Source organism: Streptomyces sp. NPDC107559, assembly GCF_055657365.1.
On sequence record NZ_JBVKBD010000008.1, the window covers coordinates 77,437 to 96,147 of the forward strand.

An 18,711-nucleotide genomic window follows, 5' to 3' on the forward strand; every position below is an offset into this window, starting at 1 on the left:
ACCGACAGAAAGGCAGGGCATCGGATGTCCATCACCCAGGACCCGGCGGTCTCGGTCTGCTTCGTCGTCACGATCGACGGGATCGAGCTGGGCTCGTTCAACACCTGCGAGGGGCTGGGCTGCGAGGTGGTGATCGAGCCCCGCGAGGAGGGCGGGAACAACGGCCATGTCTGGCAGTTGCCGACGCGTCTGAAATACCCCAACGTCAAGCTCTCCCGGCCGCTGACCAAGGACACCCAGAAGGTGGCCAAGTGGTTCGCCAGCATGACCACCGGGTTCGCCCGCAAGACCGCGCACATCGAGGCGCGTACCGGCGACGGCGTGATGGTCGCCCGCTGGGGCCTGCTGGAGGTGGTGCCGGTGCGCTGGACCGGCCCGACGTTCAATCCCGAGTCGCCCAAGGTGGCCACGGAGACCATCGAGATCGCGCACCACGGTTACCTGATGGAGCCCGGAGCATGAGCGGGCCCGTGGCGTTCAGTGCGGCGGGCGGCGGCGCGAAGTCGGCGTCGGCCTCGGGCGGCGACGCGCGGCCCAAGCTGGAGCACGCCTACCTCGAACTGCGCACCCCGCCCTCGGGCGGCAGCCTCACCCCGGGCGGACCCTGCGGCCGGATCGACTTCCAGTTCAATCCCAAGGAACTCAGCCTGGGCAAGTCGGCGTCCTGGAAGCGCACCCCCGCCAAGGGCGCCAAGAGCGCGGGCCCGCCGGAATACCAGGGGCCGCAGCCCAGCAAGCTCACCGTCGAGATGTTCTTCGACGCCAGCGACACCCAGGACACCAGTGTCGTCAAGGCGGTGGAGAGCCTGTTCGCCTGCTGCGTACCGACCAACGAGACCCGGCAGGCGCAGCGGTCCTCACCGCCCTGGGTGGTCTTCCACTGGGGCGGCATCACCGGCTTCCCCGGCTACGTCAGCCAGGTCCAGGTGAAGTACACCCTGTTCACCACGTCCGGAGTGCCGATCCGCGCGGTGTGCCAGGTGACGATGGAGGAGATCAGCGGGGAGACGGCCGGCCAGAACCCGACCTCCGGCGCGCTCACCGCCCGCCGGGTCCACCGGCTGCGCGCCGGCGACACGCTGCAGGGTCTCGCCTGGGCCGAGTACGGCGACGCGGGGGCCTGGCGGGCCATCGCCGAGGCCAACAACATCGACGATCCGATGCGGCTGACCGAGGGGCGTGAGCTGCTGCTCCCCGCAGCCGACGAACTGGACACCGTGCCGGGCGGGGCCGCGCAACCCCTCGCTTCCGGGGCGGCCGGCGGACGGAAGGCCCTCTGATGGCCAATGACACCGTCGCCAAGGTCCTGGTCGTGGAGATCGGCGGGACCAGGCTGCCCGCCGACCTCGCCAACAGCCTGGTGGACGGCTACGTCGACGACAGCCGGACGCTGCCCGACACCTTCGTCCTGCGCTTCCGCGACCCCAGCAGGGTGCTGATCGACAAGGCCGGTATCAAGATCGGCTCCGAGGCGCGGCTGCTGGCCTCGTCCGGCGCGGGCGGCTCGCCCAAACCCCTGCTCAAGGGCGAAGTGACCGCACTGGAGCTGGAATTCGACGAGAGCGGCACGTTCACCGTGGTCCGCGGGATGGACAAGGCACACCGGCTCTTCCGGGGCCGACGGGTCGCCGCCTACCAGAACATGACCGTCGCGGACATCTGCCGCCGGGTCGCCCAGCGGGCCGGGCTCTCGACGGGGAAGATCGACGTCTCCGGCCCGGTCCTCGAACATGTCGCCCAGGCGAACGTCTCCGACTGGGAGTTCGTCCGCGATCTGGCCGAGGACGCCGGAGCGCAGGTGTTCGTGATCGACGGCGCCCTGCATGTCACCAGCCCCACCGAGGCGTCCGACGCGCCCGGCTCCTCGGCCCGCGCCGACCGTGACCCGCTGGTGCTGGAGCTCGGGAAGAACCTGCTGCGCTGCCGTGCCGGGGTGACCGCCTCCGGGCAGGTCTCCCAGGTCCAGGTGCGCGGCTGGGACACCAAGACCAAGCAGGCCCTGGTCGCCACGGCGGACGCGGGCCGGACGGACGCCGTCCAGCTGGGCATCGCCCCGGCGGACGCGGCGAGCCCCTTCGGCAAGGCCGACTACCTCGTCACCGACAACACCTACGGCGCACAGGCCCGCGTCGAGCAGGTCGCCAAGGCGCTGGCACAGCGGATCGCCGGGTCGTTCGCCGAGATGGAGGCGGCCATCCAGGGCAATCCCGAGGTCCGGGCCGGTGGCGCGGTCGCGCTGTCCGGGGTCGGCGCCCCGTTCGAGGGCCGGTACACCGTCACCTCCTCCCGGCACGTCTTCGACGCCCATCGCGGCTACGAGACCTGGGTGACCGTCTCCGGCCAGCAGGAACGCTCCCTGTCCGCGCTGGCCGGCGGCGTCGCGGGCCGGTCGGGCCGGGTTCCCGAGATGGACGGGGTCGTCATCGGCGTCGTCTCCGACACCAAGGACCCGGACAAGCTCAGCCGGGTCAAGGTGAAGTTCCCCTGGCTGTCCGACGAGTACGTCAGCGACTGGGCCCGCTGCGCGCAGACCTCCGGCGGCGGGGGCAAGAACGGCAAGGGGACCTCCGCGTTCGTCCCGGAGGTGGGCGACGAGGTGCTGGTCGGGTTCGAGCAGGCCCGGCTCGACCGCCCGTACGTCATGGGCTGTCTGTTCAACGGGCAGGACAAACCGTCCACGGCCAGCGGTGAGCTGATCGACGGCACCAGCGGCGCGGTCAACCGGCGGACGTTCTCCTCCCGCAGCGGCAACCAGCTCGAACTGCTCGACAACGCCTCCGGCCCGCAGGGCGTACGGATGGTCACCGGCGACGGCAAGCTCACCATCGACCTCGACCGCAAGGGCACCAAGATCATCGTGCACAGCGACGGCACGGTGGAGATCGACGCCAAGGACAAGGTCACCGTCAAGGCGGGCAACGGCGCGCTGATGGACGCGGGCAACGGCACCCTCGAACTGACCGGCAAGTCGGTGAAGGTGACCGCGCAGACCGGCGTCCAGGTGGACGGCGGCAGCGGCCAGGTCGGACTCAAGACCAGCGGGGGAGTGGAGGTGAAGGGCACCCAGGTCGCGGTCAACGGCACCGCGCGCACGGAGATCAAGGGCGGGGCGACCTGCACGATCAACGCGGGCCTGGTGCGCATCAACTGACAGGGCGTCACCAGGCGGGTACGACACCCGCCGCGTACGACACCCGGCACGACGGCGACCGGCCTCACGAGCGCACACCCCACGACCGGCACCGGCACCACGAACAGACGACCAACAGCGAACAGCCGACGAGAAGGAGCCTCCCCCATGCCACCCGCTGCCCGCGTCGGCGACCCCACCGGTCACCCGGGGACGGTCGGCCCGCCCGGCGCGCCCACCGTCCTCATCGGGGGCATGCCCGCCGCCACCGTCGGCACCACCCATGTCTGCGCCTTCCCGCCGCCCGCGGTGCACCCGCCGTCCGTGATCATTCCGCCGGGGTGCCCCACCGTACTGATCAACGGCAAGCCCGCCGCCCGCATGGGCGACACCGCCGCCTGCGGCGCCCCGATCATCGCGGGCTGCCCGACCGTCCTGATCGGCGGGTGAACGGCTGATGGGACAGCAGTTCGTCGGCGCGGGCTGGGCGTTCCCGCCGCGCACCGACGCCACCGGGAGCATCGCCCTGGTACGCGGTGAGCGGGAGATCGAGGAGTCGATCCGGCTGGTGCTCGCCACCTCTCCGGGGGAGCGCCCCATGCGGCCGGAGTTCGGCTGCGCCATCCACGACTACGTGTTCGCCCCCGCCGACGCCGGCACGGCGGGCCAGGTCGCCTACGAGATCCGGCTCGCCCTGGACCGCTGGGAGCCGCGGATCGAGGTCGTGGGCATCGACGTCCGGTTCGACGCGGTGGAGGACGGCGTGCTGTACATCGACATCAGCTACACCGTGCGCGGCACGAACGACCCCCGCAACCTCGTGTTCCCGTTCTATGTGATTCCCGCGCACGAGGAAGGTACGGGTCGGTGACGCTGCCCAGCCCCAATCTCGACGACCGCAGGTTCCAGGGTCTCGTCGACGACGCCAAGAGATTCGTCCAGCAGCGTTGTCCCGAGTGGACCGACCACAACGTCTCCGATCCGGGCGTGACCCTGATCGAGGCCTTCGCCACCATGGTCGACCAGCTCCTGTACCGCCTCAACCGGGTGCCGGAGAAGAACTATCTGGCCTTCCTCGACCTGATCGGCGTCCGGCTGCACCCGCCCACCGCGGCCCGTACGGACGTCACGTTCTGGCTGTCCGCCCCGCAGCCCGAGACCGTCCGGGTCAGCGCAGGCGCCGAGGTCGCCACCGTGCGTACCGAGACCGAGGAGGCGGTGGTGTTCACCACCGTCCGCGATCTTTCCGTCGTGCCGTGCGGGCTGGCGAAGCTTGCGACCTGTCCCGGCGGAGGCGAGGCCGCCGACCGTACGCAGGAGCTCGCCCTCGGCCGCGACGTGCCCTGTTTTGGGCCCGAGCCCGCTCCCGGCGACGCCGTGTACGTCGGCCTGACCAACCCCGTCCCGACCGGGGTGGTCGTACTGCGTCTGGACTGCCGGGTCGACGGCGTCGGCGTCGACCCGCGGCGCCCGCCGCTGCGCTGGGAGGCGTGGGACGGCACAGCGTGGGCGCGCTGCGATGTCGAGGAGGACACCACCGGCGGCTTCAACCGTCCCGGCCAGGTGGTGCTGCATCTGCCGGCCGGTCACGCGGCATCCACGATCGCCCGCGGATCCGCCGGCTGGCTGCGCTGCCGGCTCATCTCCGCCGAGCCGGACCAGCCCACCTATCTGCAGTCGCCCACCATCCGTGAGGCCGAGGCCTTCACCATCGGCGCGACGGTCGAGGCCGTGCACGCCGAGACCGTGACGGACGAGGTCCTGGGCCTGTCCGAGGGCGTACCAGGACAGTCCTTCCAGGTCGCCCGGCCGCCCGTGGTCCCCGGCGACGAACCGTTCGTCGTGGAGGTGGCGGACGGCTCGGGCTGGTCACAGTGGCAGCGCGTCGACGACTTCTCCCACTCGGGCCCCGGCGACCGGCACCTGACGCTGGACCCGAACTCCGGCCGGATCGACTTCGGCCCGGCCGTCCGCGAGCCCGACGGGACGGTCCGCCACTACGGCGCCGTACCGCCCAAGGGCACCCCGGTGCGGATCCGCTCCTACCGGACCGGCGGCGGCAGTCAGGGCAACGTCGCCAGGGGAACGCTGCGGATGCTGCGCACCTCGCTGCCGTTCGTCGCACGGGCCGAGAACCGGCGGGCCGCCGTCGGCGGGGTCGACGGGGAGAGCGTGGAGAGCGCCAAGGTCCGCGGCCCCATGACACTGAGCACCCTGTACCGGGCGGTCGTCCCGCGCGACTACGAGGTGCTGGCCCGCGAGGTCGCCCCGGACGCGGCGCGGGTCGCCTGCGTACCCGCGGGAGAGGGCGAGGAGGGCGGGGTACGGCTGCTGCTGGTGCCGGCCGTGCAGGGCGACGCACAGGGGCGGCTGCGCTTCGACGACCTGGTGCCGCCCCGGGAGACGCTGCGCAACCTCGCCGACTACCTGGACGAGCGCCGCCCCATCGGCACCCGGCTGGTGGTCGAGCCGCCCTACTACCAGGGTGTCACCGTCGTGGCGTCCGTACTGGCGGCCCGTGGTGCGGCCGCCGAACCGGTCCGCACCGCGGCACTGGCCGCCCTGTACGGGTACTTCAACCCGGTCACCGGAGGCCCGAGCGGGCAGGGATGGCCGTTCGGGCGGCCGATCCACGCCGGTGAGGTGTACGCCGTCCTCCAACGGGTGCCGGGCGTCGACCTCGTCGAGGACGTCAGGCTCTTCCCGGCCGACCCGGTGACCGGGCAGCGCGCCGAGCCGGTCGCCAGGATCGTGCTCGACCCGCACGCCCTCGTCTTTTCGTACGAGCACCAACTCCGAATGCGGGAGGCCTGAATGCGCGGAACAGTCGAGGGACTGCCCACGCCCCATCCACTCATCTACCAGCTCCCCGCCGTGTACCTGGGAGAGGACTTCATCCAGCGGTTCCTCGGGGCGCTGGACGACGTGCTCGCGCCGGTGCTGCTGACCGTCGACAACCTCCCCGCCCACCTCGACCCGCGCACCGCCCCGGAGGACTTCCTGGCGTGGACGGGGCAGTGGGTGGCCGCCGACCCGGCCCCCGACCAGCCGACCGGACAGCGCAGGGCCGCGGTCCTCGGGGCGATGGAACGGCACCGCAGACGCGGAACGCGAGGCGGACTCGCCGCAGCCGTACGGCAGGAGTTCGGCACGGAGGGGGAGATCGAGGAGACGGGCGGCACGTCGTGGTCCGAGACGGCGCGCAGCGCCCTGCCGGGGGCGGCCGGCACCGGGCCCCGGGTCACCGTACGGGTGAGGGTGGCCGACCCGGACGCCGCTGGCACGGAGCGGCTGCGACGGCTGGTGGCCGGTGAGGTGCCGGCGCACGTCGGGTACGACACGGAACTGCTGCCCCTCAAGGACGCGTCATGAGCGGCCCCGGCGGGAGAATCTGCCCGAACTGCGGACACCACAACGCGCCGGACGCGGCGTTCTGCGCGTCCTGCAACGAGTTCCTGGAGTGGGAGGAGAGCGAGAGCGGCACCGGCTCCGCGAGCGGCGGCCAGGGTACGACGACGGCGCCGCGCGCGGCCGTCGCGGAGCCCGCCGTCTCCGGCCCGGCGGTGCCCGGTCCCGCGGCCCCGGCCTCCGCGACACCGGATGCCTCCGCTTCCGTGACGTCCGTCCAGGCGGCCGCGACCGCCGGTGCCGGTGCCGGTGCCGGTACTGGGCCGGAGCCGGCGACCGCCCGGACCGCTGCCCTGCCGCCCCGGCCGCAGACCCCGGCACCCGTTCCCGCACAGCCCCGGACACCGCCGCCCGGTGCCGCGCCGGAGCAGACTGTCCCGAGTCCGGCGATACCGCCTGTCCCCGCCGGTCCGGCGGAACCGGTCCGGCCCGGGACCTCGGCGGAACGCGGGGCTTCCGGCACCGTACGGCGGCCCGGTGAGCGGCCGGCGGACCCGGACGACCTGCCCGCCTCGCCCGGCACGCAGGACACCACGGTGCCCGCGCCCCCGGCCGACGACTTGATCTGTCCGGCCTGCGCCCAGGCCAACCCGCGTACGCGCACCCTGTGTCTTCGCTGCGGCGGCGTTCTCGACGCGGCCGTGGTGCAGGAGGAGCGGCTCTCGTGGTGGGCGCGACTGCTGCGGAGGTTGCGCCGCCGCCCGCCGCGCCCGCTCGCGGCCGGGCAGCGTCCCCCGGTCCGGGCATGGCGACGGCCGAGCCTGGCGATCCCGATCACGCTGGTCCTCCTGCTCGGCGGCGGCTACCTCGCCCGGCCCCACCTGAGCAGCCTCATCGACAACCTCCGCAATCGGACGGCCAAACCCACCCCCGTCAACCCGAAGTTCGCGAAGGCGTCCAGCCACCTCAAGAACCACGGGCCGAACCTGGCCTTCGACGGGGCGAACAACACCTACTGGGCGCCCGCGGCGGCCGGCGCGGGCACGGGAGAGGCACTGGAGGCAGGCTTCGAACAGCCCGTCACGCTCAAGGAGCTCATCGTCCACACCGGGGTGTCGGTCAACAAGGACGAGTTCCTCAAACAGGCCAGGCCGTCCGTCCTCGACGTCGAACTGGGCGAACAGGGCGGCAAGGTCGAGAAGAAGCAGCTCAAGCTGGAGGACAAGCCGGGTCCGCAGACGCTGGACCTCGAAGGGAAGAACGTCAGCACGGTGCGGTTCATCGTCCGGTCCGCTTACGGGGCCGAGGCGAAGAACCGGCACACGGCGATCCTGGAGATCGAGTTCTTCGGCCTGCGACAGTGACGTCGGTCCGGGACGCCCGCTGCCAGGGCGTCCCCCTCGTGACGGTGTCCGGTCCGCGATGCGCGGCGGGGCAGGGGGCCGGCGGTCACGCGCCCCTGCGCCCGCCGCTACATGGGGTGGGAGAGCATGCCGGACGGCGGGAGCCCCAGGGAGGCCAGCATCGCCGAGTAGCCACGACGGGCCCGCGCACTGTCGGCCGCCAGTCCCGCGGCGTCGCACGCCCGGATCAGCGCCCTCCACGCGGCGTCACGGTGCCCGTCGATCTCCAGACAGCTCTCGGCCGCCTCGGCCGCCTCCACGGGCCGGTCCTGGTCGAGACGTATCTCCGCCAGCGCCACGGCCGCGTTGGCCGCCTCCCGGCGCAGCCGTTCCCGGTCGGCGACCACCCACTCGGCCTGTCCGTCCCCGGGCAGCAGCTCACCCGCGTAATGGTCCAGAGCGGTGCGGAACGCGTCGGCCGCCTCCTCCGGCCGCTTCTGTGCCCGGGATCTTCGCCCGTCGCGCACCGCGCGCTCGAACGCGGCGACATCGCTCACGTCACCGGGCGCCAGCACCAGCCGGTAGGAGTCGCCCTGCCGCGCGATGAGCCGCGAACCACCCCTGGGCCGTTCCGGTTCCAGGAAGGAACGCAGACTGGAGATCGTCACCTGGAGGTTGTGCAAAGTGGACGGGGTCGCCACTCCGTCCCAGAACGCGAGCAGCAGCTGGTCACGGTGGACCGCCTGCCCGGCGCGTACGGCGAGCAGCCGCAGCAGCGCCTGTGCCCTGGGGCGCAGCTTGGCCCAGTCGTGCGCGCGCCCGGCCAGGGTGAACTCGAAGCCGCCGAGGCAACGCACCGTCAGAGCAGGAGCCGACGGCGCTTCGTGGGCGCGCGGAGATGCGGTGACGGTCTGCCCGTCGCCCCTGGGTCTTGCGGCCGCCGCCGTGCCGTCTCCGGCCGGTCCGGCCGGTCCGGCGGGGGACGCGAGAGCGGTGAGCCAGGAGCGCAGCCCGGACACCGGCAGTCGCGCGGACCGGGCCGTCGACCAGGCGGCCTCCAGCAACTCGGCCCGGTTCGCCGCGTCGGGCGTCGCCATGGCCATCGCGCCGATGGCCAGCGCACGCGCGCCGGGTACACCCGCCGAGCGGGCGAACGCCTCCGCCTGGGCGGCGCGCTGCTCCGCGTCCGGCAGGTCGTGCGCGGCCTCCACGACGGCGAGGGCGGCCCGGCCCCACGCCTCCAGCGTGCCCCAGCCCAGTGCCCGGAACCGCCGTACGGCCTCCTCCAGCTCGCCGATGCCGGGGCGCCCCCGCCACACCGACCGCAGGCACACGGCGGACGCGGCGAGCGCCGCCCCTTCGGCGTCGCCGAGACGGGTGCACTCCTCCAGCACGGCGTCGGGCTGCCCGGCGTCCTCGGGGTGCGGCCCCAGGCCCAGCAGGCACCGGGCGGCACGGCTCAGCCACAGCAGGTCGAGCCGTTCGGCGTCGTACGCGATCCGTTGGAGCTCCGGGTAGGGGACCGGCCCGGCCGGGCCCTGGGCCAGCACGGCCAGCGCCACCCGTACCAACTGCCCGGACAGTACGACCAGGGCGTCCTCGGTCGCCCCCGCCAAGGCCCGGCGCACGGTGTCGCCGGCCGTCCCGTCACCGGCCAGGGCGGCCGCTACGCCCTGGACGAGGAGGACGGCGGAGCTGCCGGAGCCGGCCCCGGTGACGTGCCCCTCGGAGCGGCCGGGGAACACGTCCGGGGTGCCTGCGACGACGGCGCGCAGCGGGCCGGTCCAGTCGGCGGTCCCGAGACGACGGCGCACCGCCGCGGACGGCGCGTCCTGCCGATCGCCGCCACCGCCACCGCCACCGCCACCGGCACCGCCACCGGCCCGGCCGCGCAGCCGCGCGAGTTCGGCGTCGGTCAGCGCATGGGTGAGCCGCGCGCGTAGACATGCGCGGAGCAGGGGCTCGGCGGCGTACGTCTGTCCGTCCGCGGCGGCACGCAGGACCCCGTGCTCGTGAGCCAGGGAGTACAGCAGCTCGGCGCTGTCGGCCCGGCCGGTGAGCGCGTGACAGGCGTCGGCGGTGAGCCGGCTCAGCAGACAGGTCTCCGTCAGGAAACGCCTGAGCCGGCCGGAGAGCGGGGCGAGCACCTCCCGCTCCAGGTATGCGCGACCGAACAGCCCGTCGGCCAGGATCTGCTCCTGAGCCGCGTCGGGGTCGGCGGCCACGGCTCTGCCGAACAGTCTCAGCATCGCGGCCCGGCCGCCGGTGACCCGGACCAGGGGCACCGCGATTCCGGGGCGCAGAGCCGTGCCGTAGAGACGCGGGAAGAGATGCTCGACCTCCCAGGAGCGGAAGCGCAGCGCGTCGGCGTTCACCACCGTCGTGCTCGACGCCTCCATCGCGGTCATCGGCAATCCGGCTGCGGGGCGCGTTCCGATCAGGACCAGTGGGTGTGGCGGTGCCAGCTGGCCGAGCCGGACCGCGAGCGTCTGCGCGGCCGGTGAGAGCAGGTGCATGTCATCAATGACGACCAGCCGTCCGGCCGCCGCGCCGCCCCCGCTGTCCCGGCGCCGCGACATCTGCTGGATCGCACCGGACGCGCCGGCGAGCTCCGCCGGTGTGTCCGGCGGGTATCCGAGCGCGGTCAGCAACTCCCGCTGGTCGGCGCCGGGCCGGGCCTGGTACCACGTCACCGGGCCCGGGTGCGCTTTGGCCGTCTGCGCCAGCAACGCGGTCTTGCCGAAGCCGGGCGGGGCGACCACCAGGCCCGACGGGCAGTGGGTGAACTGCTCGGTCAGACGGCCTCGGGACATGGTCTCGGAGGCCGGAATCCGGAACGTGGTCCACTGCGCCGCCGGTAAAAGACTCGTCATATATCTAATCTCCGTATACCGGACACCCTGCTGTGAGTGTCCCGTTTCGGCTATTTCTTCTTTTGTGCTGCTTTTGATATTTCAATGCCTCACAGGCTACGGGGTGTGGGGCTTGTGTGTCCGTAGGGTGTCATTTTCGTGCTTTCCCTCATCCGTAGCGCCCGGAAACGGCCGAAGGCAAAGAGAATGCCGTTTCACGACCGGACGGACGGCCGACTCGCCACCGCGCCGACGGCCGCCGACTTCCAAGCCGCGACCGGCACCGGGGAACGGCCGGGCAACGGCTGGGCCGACCTGATCGGTGCCGGCCGTACCGACCGTGCGGGAAGCCATCGGCCGTACTCGGCCGCTCGGTTCTGGCCTCGTTCGGTTCGCTACGGTCCGAGCGTCCCGGCAGCCGTACCGGGGCGCTCGACTTCCCGGATCAGAGAGCGTCGATCCGCCAGGCGATCACACCGGTGGACCCCTTGGTGCCGTCGACGTCAACGCGTACCGGCGGGTGCACAGTGATCCGCTGCTGGACCACCGACCGGTCGCACGGCACCGCGGCCCCTGCGCCGGCACTCGCCGGTGCGAACGTCAACCGCGCACTGCCGGAGCCGACGCACACCAGGCTGAGCCTGTAGGTCCTGCCCTGGCTCAGACTCGGCTCGGTGTGGACGCCGTCGGTCACCCGCTCCGCGCCGGCCTCGACCATCCTCCCGCCGCTCACGGCGGCCAGGGCCGCCTGAGCCTGTTGGACGGACTTCTTCTCGGACGCCCCTGTCGCGGCCCGCGCCCCACTCGCGGAGGGCGACGGGTGACCTTCGGAGGTGCTGCCGGACCTGCACGAGGTGAGCAGGAACAGTGTTGCCGCCACGACGCATCCGGCGAGCCGTGCTCGCGGCCTCACACAGTTCATGCAGTGGTCTCCCCGTACTTCCAACCGGTCTCGGACGTGGGCCGCGTGGCAGAGCCGTGAGCGATCTCGACGCCGCCACAGCCGCCTGATGTTACGGGAGCAGTTGTGACCGATGGCGACAGAGACACTGCAACTGTCTTGATATCGACGTTGGTCTTGGCCTTCGCGAGAATCGCCCCGGCCGCGCACTCCCCATTGGCTGAAAATCCCGCAGAAATGGTGCTGGTTCTGGTCACGGACACAGACACGCTGCCGATGGTGACCAGGCTTCAGCAGTCGATGAGCCCGTCGGCCCGATTCCTCGGCGCCTTTCCTGCCTCAACGGAGGTGATGCAAGATCCTCTTCCGATACAGTCCGCGACATGGTTGGGACAGTCTTGTCGGCTCGTGGTTCGGCATCGGCAGCGATGGGCCCGGGAGCAGAGCGGTTATTGAGGTTGAGCTCGTGCTCCACACGCAGATCCATGTGCCCGAGCCGACAGGAGCGCTGGCAGTTGGATCAGGACGCCATGTGCCGGACGAGCCCCCGTGACTTCTGCTGCAGTGCGGCTGTCCACTCCTTTGCATGGGGATCGGAAGCCGTCTGGAGGTAGTGGCTCTCGGCGTGCTTGGCCGCCTGCCAGCTCACCTCGATGTTCGCTATTTCAGCCAGGGCCAGCACCGTGGCAACGAAGCCCTCTGACACGGTGGCCATGACCGCGTGCCTGGTTTGGCTGTGCCAGGCGAGCAGGGCGTCGACGAACGCCGCGAAGGCGATGGGGTCGATCTGACACTCATCAGCTTCCATGGGGCCGATGCCGGACGGCAGCCCCACTTCGGCTTGATAGACGGCGACCTGGCTCATGAACAGCCGCGACGTTCCGCTGGACGGGTTCCACAGGGTTCGGTCGCCCAAGTCGTAGTACTGGCTCACGTCGGCCTTTCGCAGCTGATCATGGGAGGTCGACATTACGGCCGGTCAGCCCTCCACGGAAAGCGGCCGGGTGGCCGGGCCGCCGGGAGGGGGCGACGGTGGCCCTTGTGCCCCTGGGGTGGTGTGTCAGTGGTGGGTGACACGATTCGGTCATGAGTGATGAGTCTTTCGACTGGGTTGAGTTCTTGGGGCGTTGGCAGGCGGAGTGGGTGCCGCGTGCGGGCGAGGACGGGGACGGCGAGCAGAGCGCCGTAATCCTGGGCTGCCCCGGTGCCGACGAAGCGGCGATCGCTGCGGTGGAGGAGCGGCTGGGGCGGCGGCTGCCGCCTTCGTACCGTGCGTTCCTGGCGGTGAGCGACGGCTGGCACGTGGAGCAGACGGCCGGGATCTATCAGCTCGGTGGCGTCGCGGACATCGGCTGGTTCCGGGATCCGCACGACATGGCCGAGATATACCGGGAGAGTCTGGGCGAGGATCCGCTGGAGGAGGAGGTGCGGCTGGCGGGGATGTGGGAGCGGGCGCTACAGCTGGAGACGGACTCCGACATGTCGTATGCCCTGCTCGACCCGGGCGACTGCGACGGGGACGGCGAGTGGGCGCTGTATGTGTACAAGGGCTGGAGCGGTGAATTCCCGGACCGGTACCCGTCGTTCCGTGCCTATATGGAGGCCATGTACCGCAGTTTCCACGGTGACCGGGTGGAGCGGCCCGACTTCGTGAACGCAACCACCCGCGCCCAGGACGCCCATGTGGAACAGGCCCGGCTGCTGGCCCTGCGCGGACAGTATGAACAGGCTCTGTCGCTGCTGGAGGAGGCGCGGTCTTTCGGGCGGCCGCGCAGTGCCGTCCTGCTGGACCAGCTGCGTCATTGGCTGGATCCGCGCAGGCTCCGGGACTACGGCCACCTGGCGGCCGATCCTGACTATCTGACCGAGACCCTGCCCGTGCAGGCCATGACACAGACGGATGGCCACCGGCGGCGCTCCGGGGACGAGGACGGGCGCTGGCTCGCGATGATGGCCGCGCGTGGGGTGGACCGTAGGACGGCCGAGGAAACGCTGGCCGAGATACAGGAGGGCACCCACCGCTACGCGCCGCCCGGGCCGTGGGGGAGGGCCGTCGCCGAGGCCCGGGAACTGGCCCGCTGGGGTTCGACGGACGCCGCGTGGCGGCTGCTGCGCGACGCGCTGCCGCTGTGGCAGGCGCCCGGTCCTTTGCTGATCACGCCGGTCGGCCTGCTCGCCGACCCGTTCCTGGGAGCGCTGGTCACACCGGAGCGTGGACGGGAGATCCTCGCGACGCCACGGGCCGGGCAGACGGGCCCCGCGCCCGAGCCGGTGGCCGCTCTCGACCCGCCCGGCCTCGCCTGGCTGACCGAGCCGGCGGCGAACGGGCAGCGCCGCGAGGGATACCGCTGTGTCTGGGCCGAAGGAGTCGACCCCGTTCGCCTGCCCGCCCTGATCGGGGAGGAAGGCGCGGAACTGGGCCCGCCCGCGGACATGCGCATGGCGTCCTGGACGGCGTCCAGGGCCCATGAACGCGAGGGCGTGCAGCCCTGGGAGGACCGGGCGTTGGTCGCTGCCGGACGCATCATGGGAGGGTGGGCCTTCGCCTTCGACGGCCACTGCAGCCGCCACCTGGGCACCCGGTTCGTCTCTCCCGCCGTGGCCGCCTCGGTCTCCGGCCGGGCGGTAGTGGTCTGGCGTGACACACGAAGCACGTTCCCGGGCGCCGGCCCGGCCGCGTTCCACCTGTCGGTGGCCGAACACGGCAAGGAACTCTACGCGTTCACCGTGAGGGGCACGCAGATCGAGAGCTCCGGCACGATTCCCGAAGCCCTCGATCCCGTACGGCTGTTCCGTCCGGACGAGCCCGAAGGCGCCGGTGAACTTCGCGCATTGCAAGCCCTGCACACCGAACTCGGCCTCGGGCTGCCCCGTTTCGCACTCACCCAGGGCAGGCTCCACACCTTCACCACCCGGTCGTGGGCCCGGGCACCACAGGCGGGCGAAGCCTACGTCCACCTCCAGTTCGTCCGGCGCAAGACGTGAACCCTCATGGACCCAGCGCCGGGTGAACGACGGGTCTGTCGGTGACTGCGGCGCCGGGGCAAGGCCGTGAGCAGAGCTCCGAACGCATCGGCCAGTGCGAGCTGAGCACCACCAGGCGGTGGAAGATGAGTACGGCGACTCAGGCCCGACAGACACTCCACCTCCGACAATGAAGATCGACATCGTCGAGATGGGGAGACCGCTCCGTGCTCAGCCGCATCGCCGACATCCTGGTGCCCGCTTTCGGCCGCCTGTCGGTGACCACCGACCCCGGCGCCGCTCTGGCGCCGGGCAGCATCATCGCCGCCAACCACACCTCGCTCGCCGACCCCGCCATCGTGATCGCCGCCCTGCATCGCCTGGGCGTCGAACCGGTCGTCATGGCCGCCGCCGGCCTTTGGCGCGTGCCGGTGCTCGGCCGCTTCCTCACCCGCGAAGGACACATCCCCGTACACCGCGGCGACCGACGCGCCGCGGCCGCGCTCGACCTGGCCGCCGACGTCCTGGAGCAGGGCAGGCACCTGCTCATCTACGCCGAGGGCGGCCTGCCCCGCCGCAAGGACGCCGCCGAAGCGGCTCCCGGCGACTTCCGCACCGGCCTTGCCCGCCTCGCCGAGCGCACCGGTGCCCCCGTCGTGCCCGTCGGCCAGGCAGGTGCCCGCCGCGTCGCCTCGGGCAGCGGGATCAAGCAGATCGCGGGCCTCGCCACCGCCCCGCTGCGCCGCCCCGGGCTGCACGTCCATGTCGGCACCCCCGTCGTTCTGACCGGCGACAGTACATCGCGCACGGCAAGGGCCCGCGCCGCGGTGACCACTGCGTGGCGGACAGCAACCGCGCACCTCGCTGAGCCCGCGGCACGTGCGGCATAGCCTTGCTCGTCCCGGCGTCCTGCTCAGTACCGGCGTGAGGGAGCCGGAGCGGCAGGTTGTGGCCGCGGACCGGTCCACCGTGCCCGGGCGAGCTCGTGGAAGATGTCTGCCGCCCTCTTCCATCACCTCGTCCCGGACGGTCAGCGCCCCCTACGATTCCCAGTTGACGTACAGGCCGTTGTCGAGGTCGAAGCGGCCCGGCGACGGCTCTATCGGTTGGTGAAAGGCAGACCGAGGTGCTCCTCAAGAATGGTGAGGACACCGGTCAGCTGCTCGTCCTCGTGGTAGGCGTCGGCAGTCGCGGGGCGGTTTACGCCGGGACGAAAACGGTGAGCCATTCCGCTGCTCGCGGCCGGTATCCGTAACGATTCATCAGCCCGGATACGATTGCAGGGACGTGGCCGGCACCGTAGACGACGGCAACCCGGATCGGCTCGTCGCCGCGTCGCGTGTGGATCTCCCCGAGCGCGGCCAGCAGTTGCCGATCGCGCCGATCAGTCATCGCGTGGATGATTGGATCGTCGGCCATCAGCTCCGCCTGTAGCGTCGACGGCAGATCCTCGACCACCATGTCCTCATCGAGAAAGGCGCGCGGACCGCGCAGCGCGAAGACCAGGCCCATCACCGGGGCTGCGACCATGAGCAGCAAGTACGTCCAACGCGGCAGCGCCTTCAAGTCCGCGAGCGCCTCCGCGGCCGTCACATCCGGGTTGATCACCGGCACGCCCTTGGGAAGCAGCAGCGAATCGCGCTGTTCCTGCAGGCCGTTGCGCCCCCGACGGGGGGCGAATCGGTAGGCAAGAGTGAGGGCAGTCACTCCGATCGACTTCCCCCGGATTCCTTCGAGGACTATGAGGTCGCACTCGCGGAGCCTGAGGCGGACCTGGGAGTAGAACGTCGGCGAAGCCACATGCACCATGGGGAAAATGACGAACTCAAGGGGCTTCCCTGTCCGTCTCATGGTGATCACGGCAGATCGGACGGCGTATCCGGTCACCTCGATGATCTGCATGATTCCCTCCTCGTGCACATCGCCCGGTTTCCCGTCTCCGTACCAGGACACGAGTCCGTCCCGGACCGCGGTTCCCTCCCTGAGGGGGAGCCGAAGGGCGGCTGGACGAAGGCAACGGGGCCACTCCGACGGCTACGAGCGGCGTCCGACGTTCACAGGCTGAGGGCGCTGGACGGGGTCGGATACGACGAAGCTCCTGGCAGCCGGCGGGTGACCTTGGCCGTCACCCCGTCTGCCAGGAGCTTCATCACTGCGTGCCCGCAAGGGCGCCTTGCTTCGGGGGCGCCCCCGTGGGTGAACCGTTCTGCGTGGTCGGTGAGATCAGCAGGGGAAGGTGCCGCTGTAGAGGGCGTGTCCGTAGGAGGTGCTTGCGGAACCGAAACCGTAGATGCCGTCGTCGCTCCACACCGCTTCGCGGAAGCCGCTGACGCAGGTCGAGGTCGGCGCGATCGCGAAGCCCTCCAGGTTGTCGGTCGGCATGACGGCCGGGTTCGTGTAGGTCACGTCCGGCACGATCGCGCCGGAGGCGTTGATCTTCATGAAGGTGTGGGTCTCACCGCAGGTGTTGTCGCAGGTAGCGATGAGGCGCTGGGTGCCGGCGTCGTACGTCACGTCCATCACGGAGGCCTTGCCGGTCGCGATCGTGCCGAACGTGGTGAACGTGCCGTCCGAGTTGAGGCCATAGACGTGCAGCGAGCCGTCGTACTCCAGACCGGCGAAGAACAGGCCCGATCCGTGCAGCGGGTAGTTCGCCGGGTTGTAGGCGGCGCCGGTGAGCGGGTCGACCCAGCCGTTCGCGGTCAGCCAGCTGTCCGGCACGTATCCGACGCCCTCGAAGCCGAGGTTGGCGTCGTCCTTGCTTCCGGTGTTGAGCTGCGGGAACTGCGAGGTCATGTCCCACTGGTGGACCGGCGTCAGGGTCGTTGCCGTCGCGGCCGGGTCGAACTCCAGGACCGTGTCCTTGGGCACCGTGTTGTTGGTGTTGTCGCGCTCGGAGGTGACGTAGATGTGGCCGTTGCTGCCGACCGTCAGGCCCTCGGAGTCGGGCTCGCCGGAGCCGCCCGTGAATCGGATCTGCTTGCCGGTCGCGCTCCAGGTCGCGTCCGGGATCCACTTGCCGTTGCTCTTGACCAGCTTGTACAGCCAGTTCTTGTTCTTGGCGGCCCACAGCACGGACGGGTTCGACGGGTCGAACGCCAGGCCGCTCACGTCCCGGCCTTCGGGGCCGGTGGACGTGGTGAACGCGCAGACGTTGTCCGCGATCGTGACGTCCAGTCCGCCCGGCCACGCCGTGGTGCCCGTCGGGGTCGAACCCGTGCCGGACGGCGCCTCGGGGGTGCAGCCGCTGGTGAGCGAGCCGCCGCCGCCGAGGAGCTGGCCGGTCGGCGTGCCACCGCCACCGCTGCCGCCGCTGCCGGAGCAGGAGTTCGCGCTGCCGAGCGTGGCGGTGACGGCGGTCTGGAACCAGCCGGTGCCGTTGGCGCAGCGCTCGTCGGACGGCTTGGCGGCGTCGGTCGCCCACGTCACCGAGTCGATGGTGTTGCCGCTGCCGTCGAGCAGGAAGACCGAGTCGTTGTCGCCCAGCCCGATGGTGGAGTTGAACGTGACGTAGCCGCCCGCGGGGATGCTGGTCGCGCTCGGCGAGGAGGACGAGATCGTCGCCGCGGAGTGGGAGGTGTCACCGTCGACGTACTTCCACGAGCCGACGCTGACCGTGCTCGTCCCGCCGTTGTACAGCTCCACGGTGTCGGAGCCGTCCGAGGTGACCTCGTTGATCCGCACCCGGCTCGCCGCCGGGATCGACGACGGGCAGCCCGAGGCGTTCGCGGCGCCGAACGTGGCCGCCGTGGCCGCTGTCACCCACGCGCCGGTGCCGTCGCCGCCGCAGCGCGCCATCGCCGGCTTCGCCTTGTCCGTCGCCCACTCGACGCGGTCGACTACGGTCCCCCCGGACGTGTAGATCACCAGCTTGTCTGAATCACCCAGCCCCTTGGGCGAGTTGAAGGTGACGAAGCCGCCGGCCGCGATCGTGGTGGAGGAGGGGCTGAACGACTGCGCCGAGAAGCTGTCGTCGGACATCTTCCAGCCGCTGATGCTCACTGCGGTCGAGCCGGAGTTGTACAGCTCCACCGTGTCGTTGCCCGACGAGGTGACTTCGTTGATCCGAACGTTCTGGTAGCCGGCCGGGTCCGCGGCAGCCGCAGGCTGAGCGGCCAGCATTCCGGTGACGAGCAGTCCTGAGAGCGTCAAAGCCACGGCGCACACTGAGGT

The 18,711-nt window shown here is 71.3% G+C and carries 15 protein-coding genes; 10 read left to right on the forward strand and 5 right to left on the reverse strand.

Annotated elements, in window-relative coordinates; genetic code table 11:
- The first annotated feature begins 24 nt into the window (after window positions 1–24).
- The 8 genes from ACZ7OY_RS23795 (at window position 25) to ACZ7OY_RS23830 (ending at window position 7,842) form a co-directional block, all read left to right on the forward strand.
- Window positions 25–462 (forward strand): phage tail protein, encoded by a 438-nt coding sequence (locus ACZ7OY_RS23795; protein WP_471913209.1) that lies wholly within the window; start codon window positions 25–27, stop codon window positions 460–462.
- Complete coding sequence (locus ACZ7OY_RS23800; RefSeq protein ID WP_471913210.1) at window positions 459–1,280, forward strand: CIS tube protein; 822 nt, start codon at window positions 459–461, stop codon at window positions 1,278–1,280. Before ACZ7OY_RS23795 ends, ACZ7OY_RS23800 begins: the two co-directional genes overlap by 4 nt.
- Complete coding sequence (locus tag ACZ7OY_RS23805) at window positions 1,280–3,151, forward strand: VgrG-related protein (protein WP_471913211.1); 1,872 nt, start codon at window positions 1,280–1,282, stop codon at window positions 3,149–3,151. The genes ACZ7OY_RS23800 and ACZ7OY_RS23805 overlap by 1 nt, the downstream gene beginning before the upstream one ends.
- 147 nt (window positions 3,152–3,298) lie before the next feature.
- Window positions 3,299–3,580 carry a PAAR domain-containing protein gene (locus tag ACZ7OY_RS23810; RefSeq protein WP_375976747.1) on the forward strand — a complete coding sequence of 94 codons (282 nt, stop codon included), beginning with the start codon at window positions 3,299–3,301 and terminating at the stop codon, window positions 3,578–3,580.
- 7 nt (window positions 3,581–3,587) lie between these two features.
- Entirely contained in the window at window positions 3,588–4,001 is a 414-nt protein-coding gene (locus ACZ7OY_RS23815) for a GPW/gp25 family protein (protein WP_351611175.1), read from the forward strand.
- On the forward strand, window positions 3,998–5,944 hold the full coding sequence (locus ACZ7OY_RS23820) for a putative baseplate assembly protein (protein ID WP_471913212.1): 1,947 nt from the start codon (window positions 3,998–4,000) through the stop codon (window positions 5,942–5,944). The genes ACZ7OY_RS23815 and ACZ7OY_RS23820 overlap by 4 nt, the downstream gene beginning before the upstream one ends.
- Window positions 5,945–6,502, forward strand: coding sequence for a phage tail protein (locus ACZ7OY_RS23825; protein ID WP_471913213.1), 558 nt, complete (start codon window positions 5,945–5,947; stop codon window positions 6,500–6,502).
- Window positions 6,499–7,842 carry an NADase-type glycan-binding domain-containing protein gene (locus ACZ7OY_RS23830; protein WP_471913214.1) on the forward strand — a complete coding sequence of 448 codons (1,344 nt, stop codon included), beginning with the start codon at window positions 6,499–6,501 and terminating at the stop codon, window positions 7,840–7,842. The genes ACZ7OY_RS23825 and ACZ7OY_RS23830 overlap by 4 nt, the downstream gene beginning before the upstream one ends.
- 107 nt (window positions 7,843–7,949) lie before the next feature.
- Here ACZ7OY_RS23830 and ACZ7OY_RS23835 read toward each other — a convergent pair whose 3' ends face one another.
- From ACZ7OY_RS23835 to ACZ7OY_RS23845, 3 genes are all read right to left on the reverse strand, one after another.
- Window positions 7,950–10,694 (reverse strand): winged helix-turn-helix domain-containing protein, encoded by a 2,745-nt coding sequence (locus tag ACZ7OY_RS23835; RefSeq protein ID WP_471913215.1) that lies wholly within the window; start codon window positions 10,692–10,694, stop codon window positions 7,950–7,952.
- 424 nt (window positions 10,695–11,118) lie between these two features.
- Entirely contained in the window at window positions 11,119–11,553 is a 435-nt protein-coding gene (locus tag ACZ7OY_RS23840; protein WP_471913216.1) for a hypothetical protein, read from the reverse strand.
- 541 nt (window positions 11,554–12,094) lie between these two features.
- Window positions 12,095–12,508, reverse strand: coding sequence for a DUF6086 family protein (locus tag ACZ7OY_RS23845; RefSeq protein WP_471913217.1), 414 nt, complete (start codon window positions 12,506–12,508; stop codon window positions 12,095–12,097).
- Between the two features lie 152 nt (window positions 12,509–12,660).
- Here ACZ7OY_RS23845 and ACZ7OY_RS23850 point away from each other — a divergent pair, with 152 nt between their 5' ends.
- A complete protein-coding gene (locus ACZ7OY_RS23850; RefSeq protein WP_471913218.1) occupies window positions 12,661–14,559 on the forward strand; it encodes an SMI1/KNR4 family protein in 1,899 nt (632 codons plus the stop codon).
- Between the two features lie 206 nt (window positions 14,560–14,765).
- Window positions 14,766–15,428, forward strand: coding sequence for a lysophospholipid acyltransferase family protein (locus ACZ7OY_RS23855; protein WP_471913219.1), 663 nt, complete (start codon window positions 14,766–14,768; stop codon window positions 15,426–15,428).
- A gap of 310 nt (window positions 15,429–15,738) precedes the next feature.
- On the opposite strand, the gene ACZ7OY_RS23860 is transcribed toward ACZ7OY_RS23855, so the two are convergent.
- Together ACZ7OY_RS23860 and ACZ7OY_RS23865 are read right to left on the reverse strand one after the other, a co-directional pair.
- Window positions 15,739–16,440: a hypothetical protein gene (locus tag ACZ7OY_RS23860; protein WP_471913220.1), complete on the reverse strand. Its 702-nt coding sequence runs from the start codon at window positions 16,438–16,440 to the stop codon at window positions 15,739–15,741.
- A gap of 321 nt (window positions 16,441–16,761) precedes the next feature.
- Complete coding sequence (locus tag ACZ7OY_RS23865) at window positions 16,762–18,696, reverse strand: lamin tail domain-containing protein (protein WP_471913221.1); 1,935 nt, start codon at window positions 18,694–18,696, stop codon at window positions 16,762–16,764.
- Window positions 18,697–18,711 lie beyond the last annotated feature (15 nt).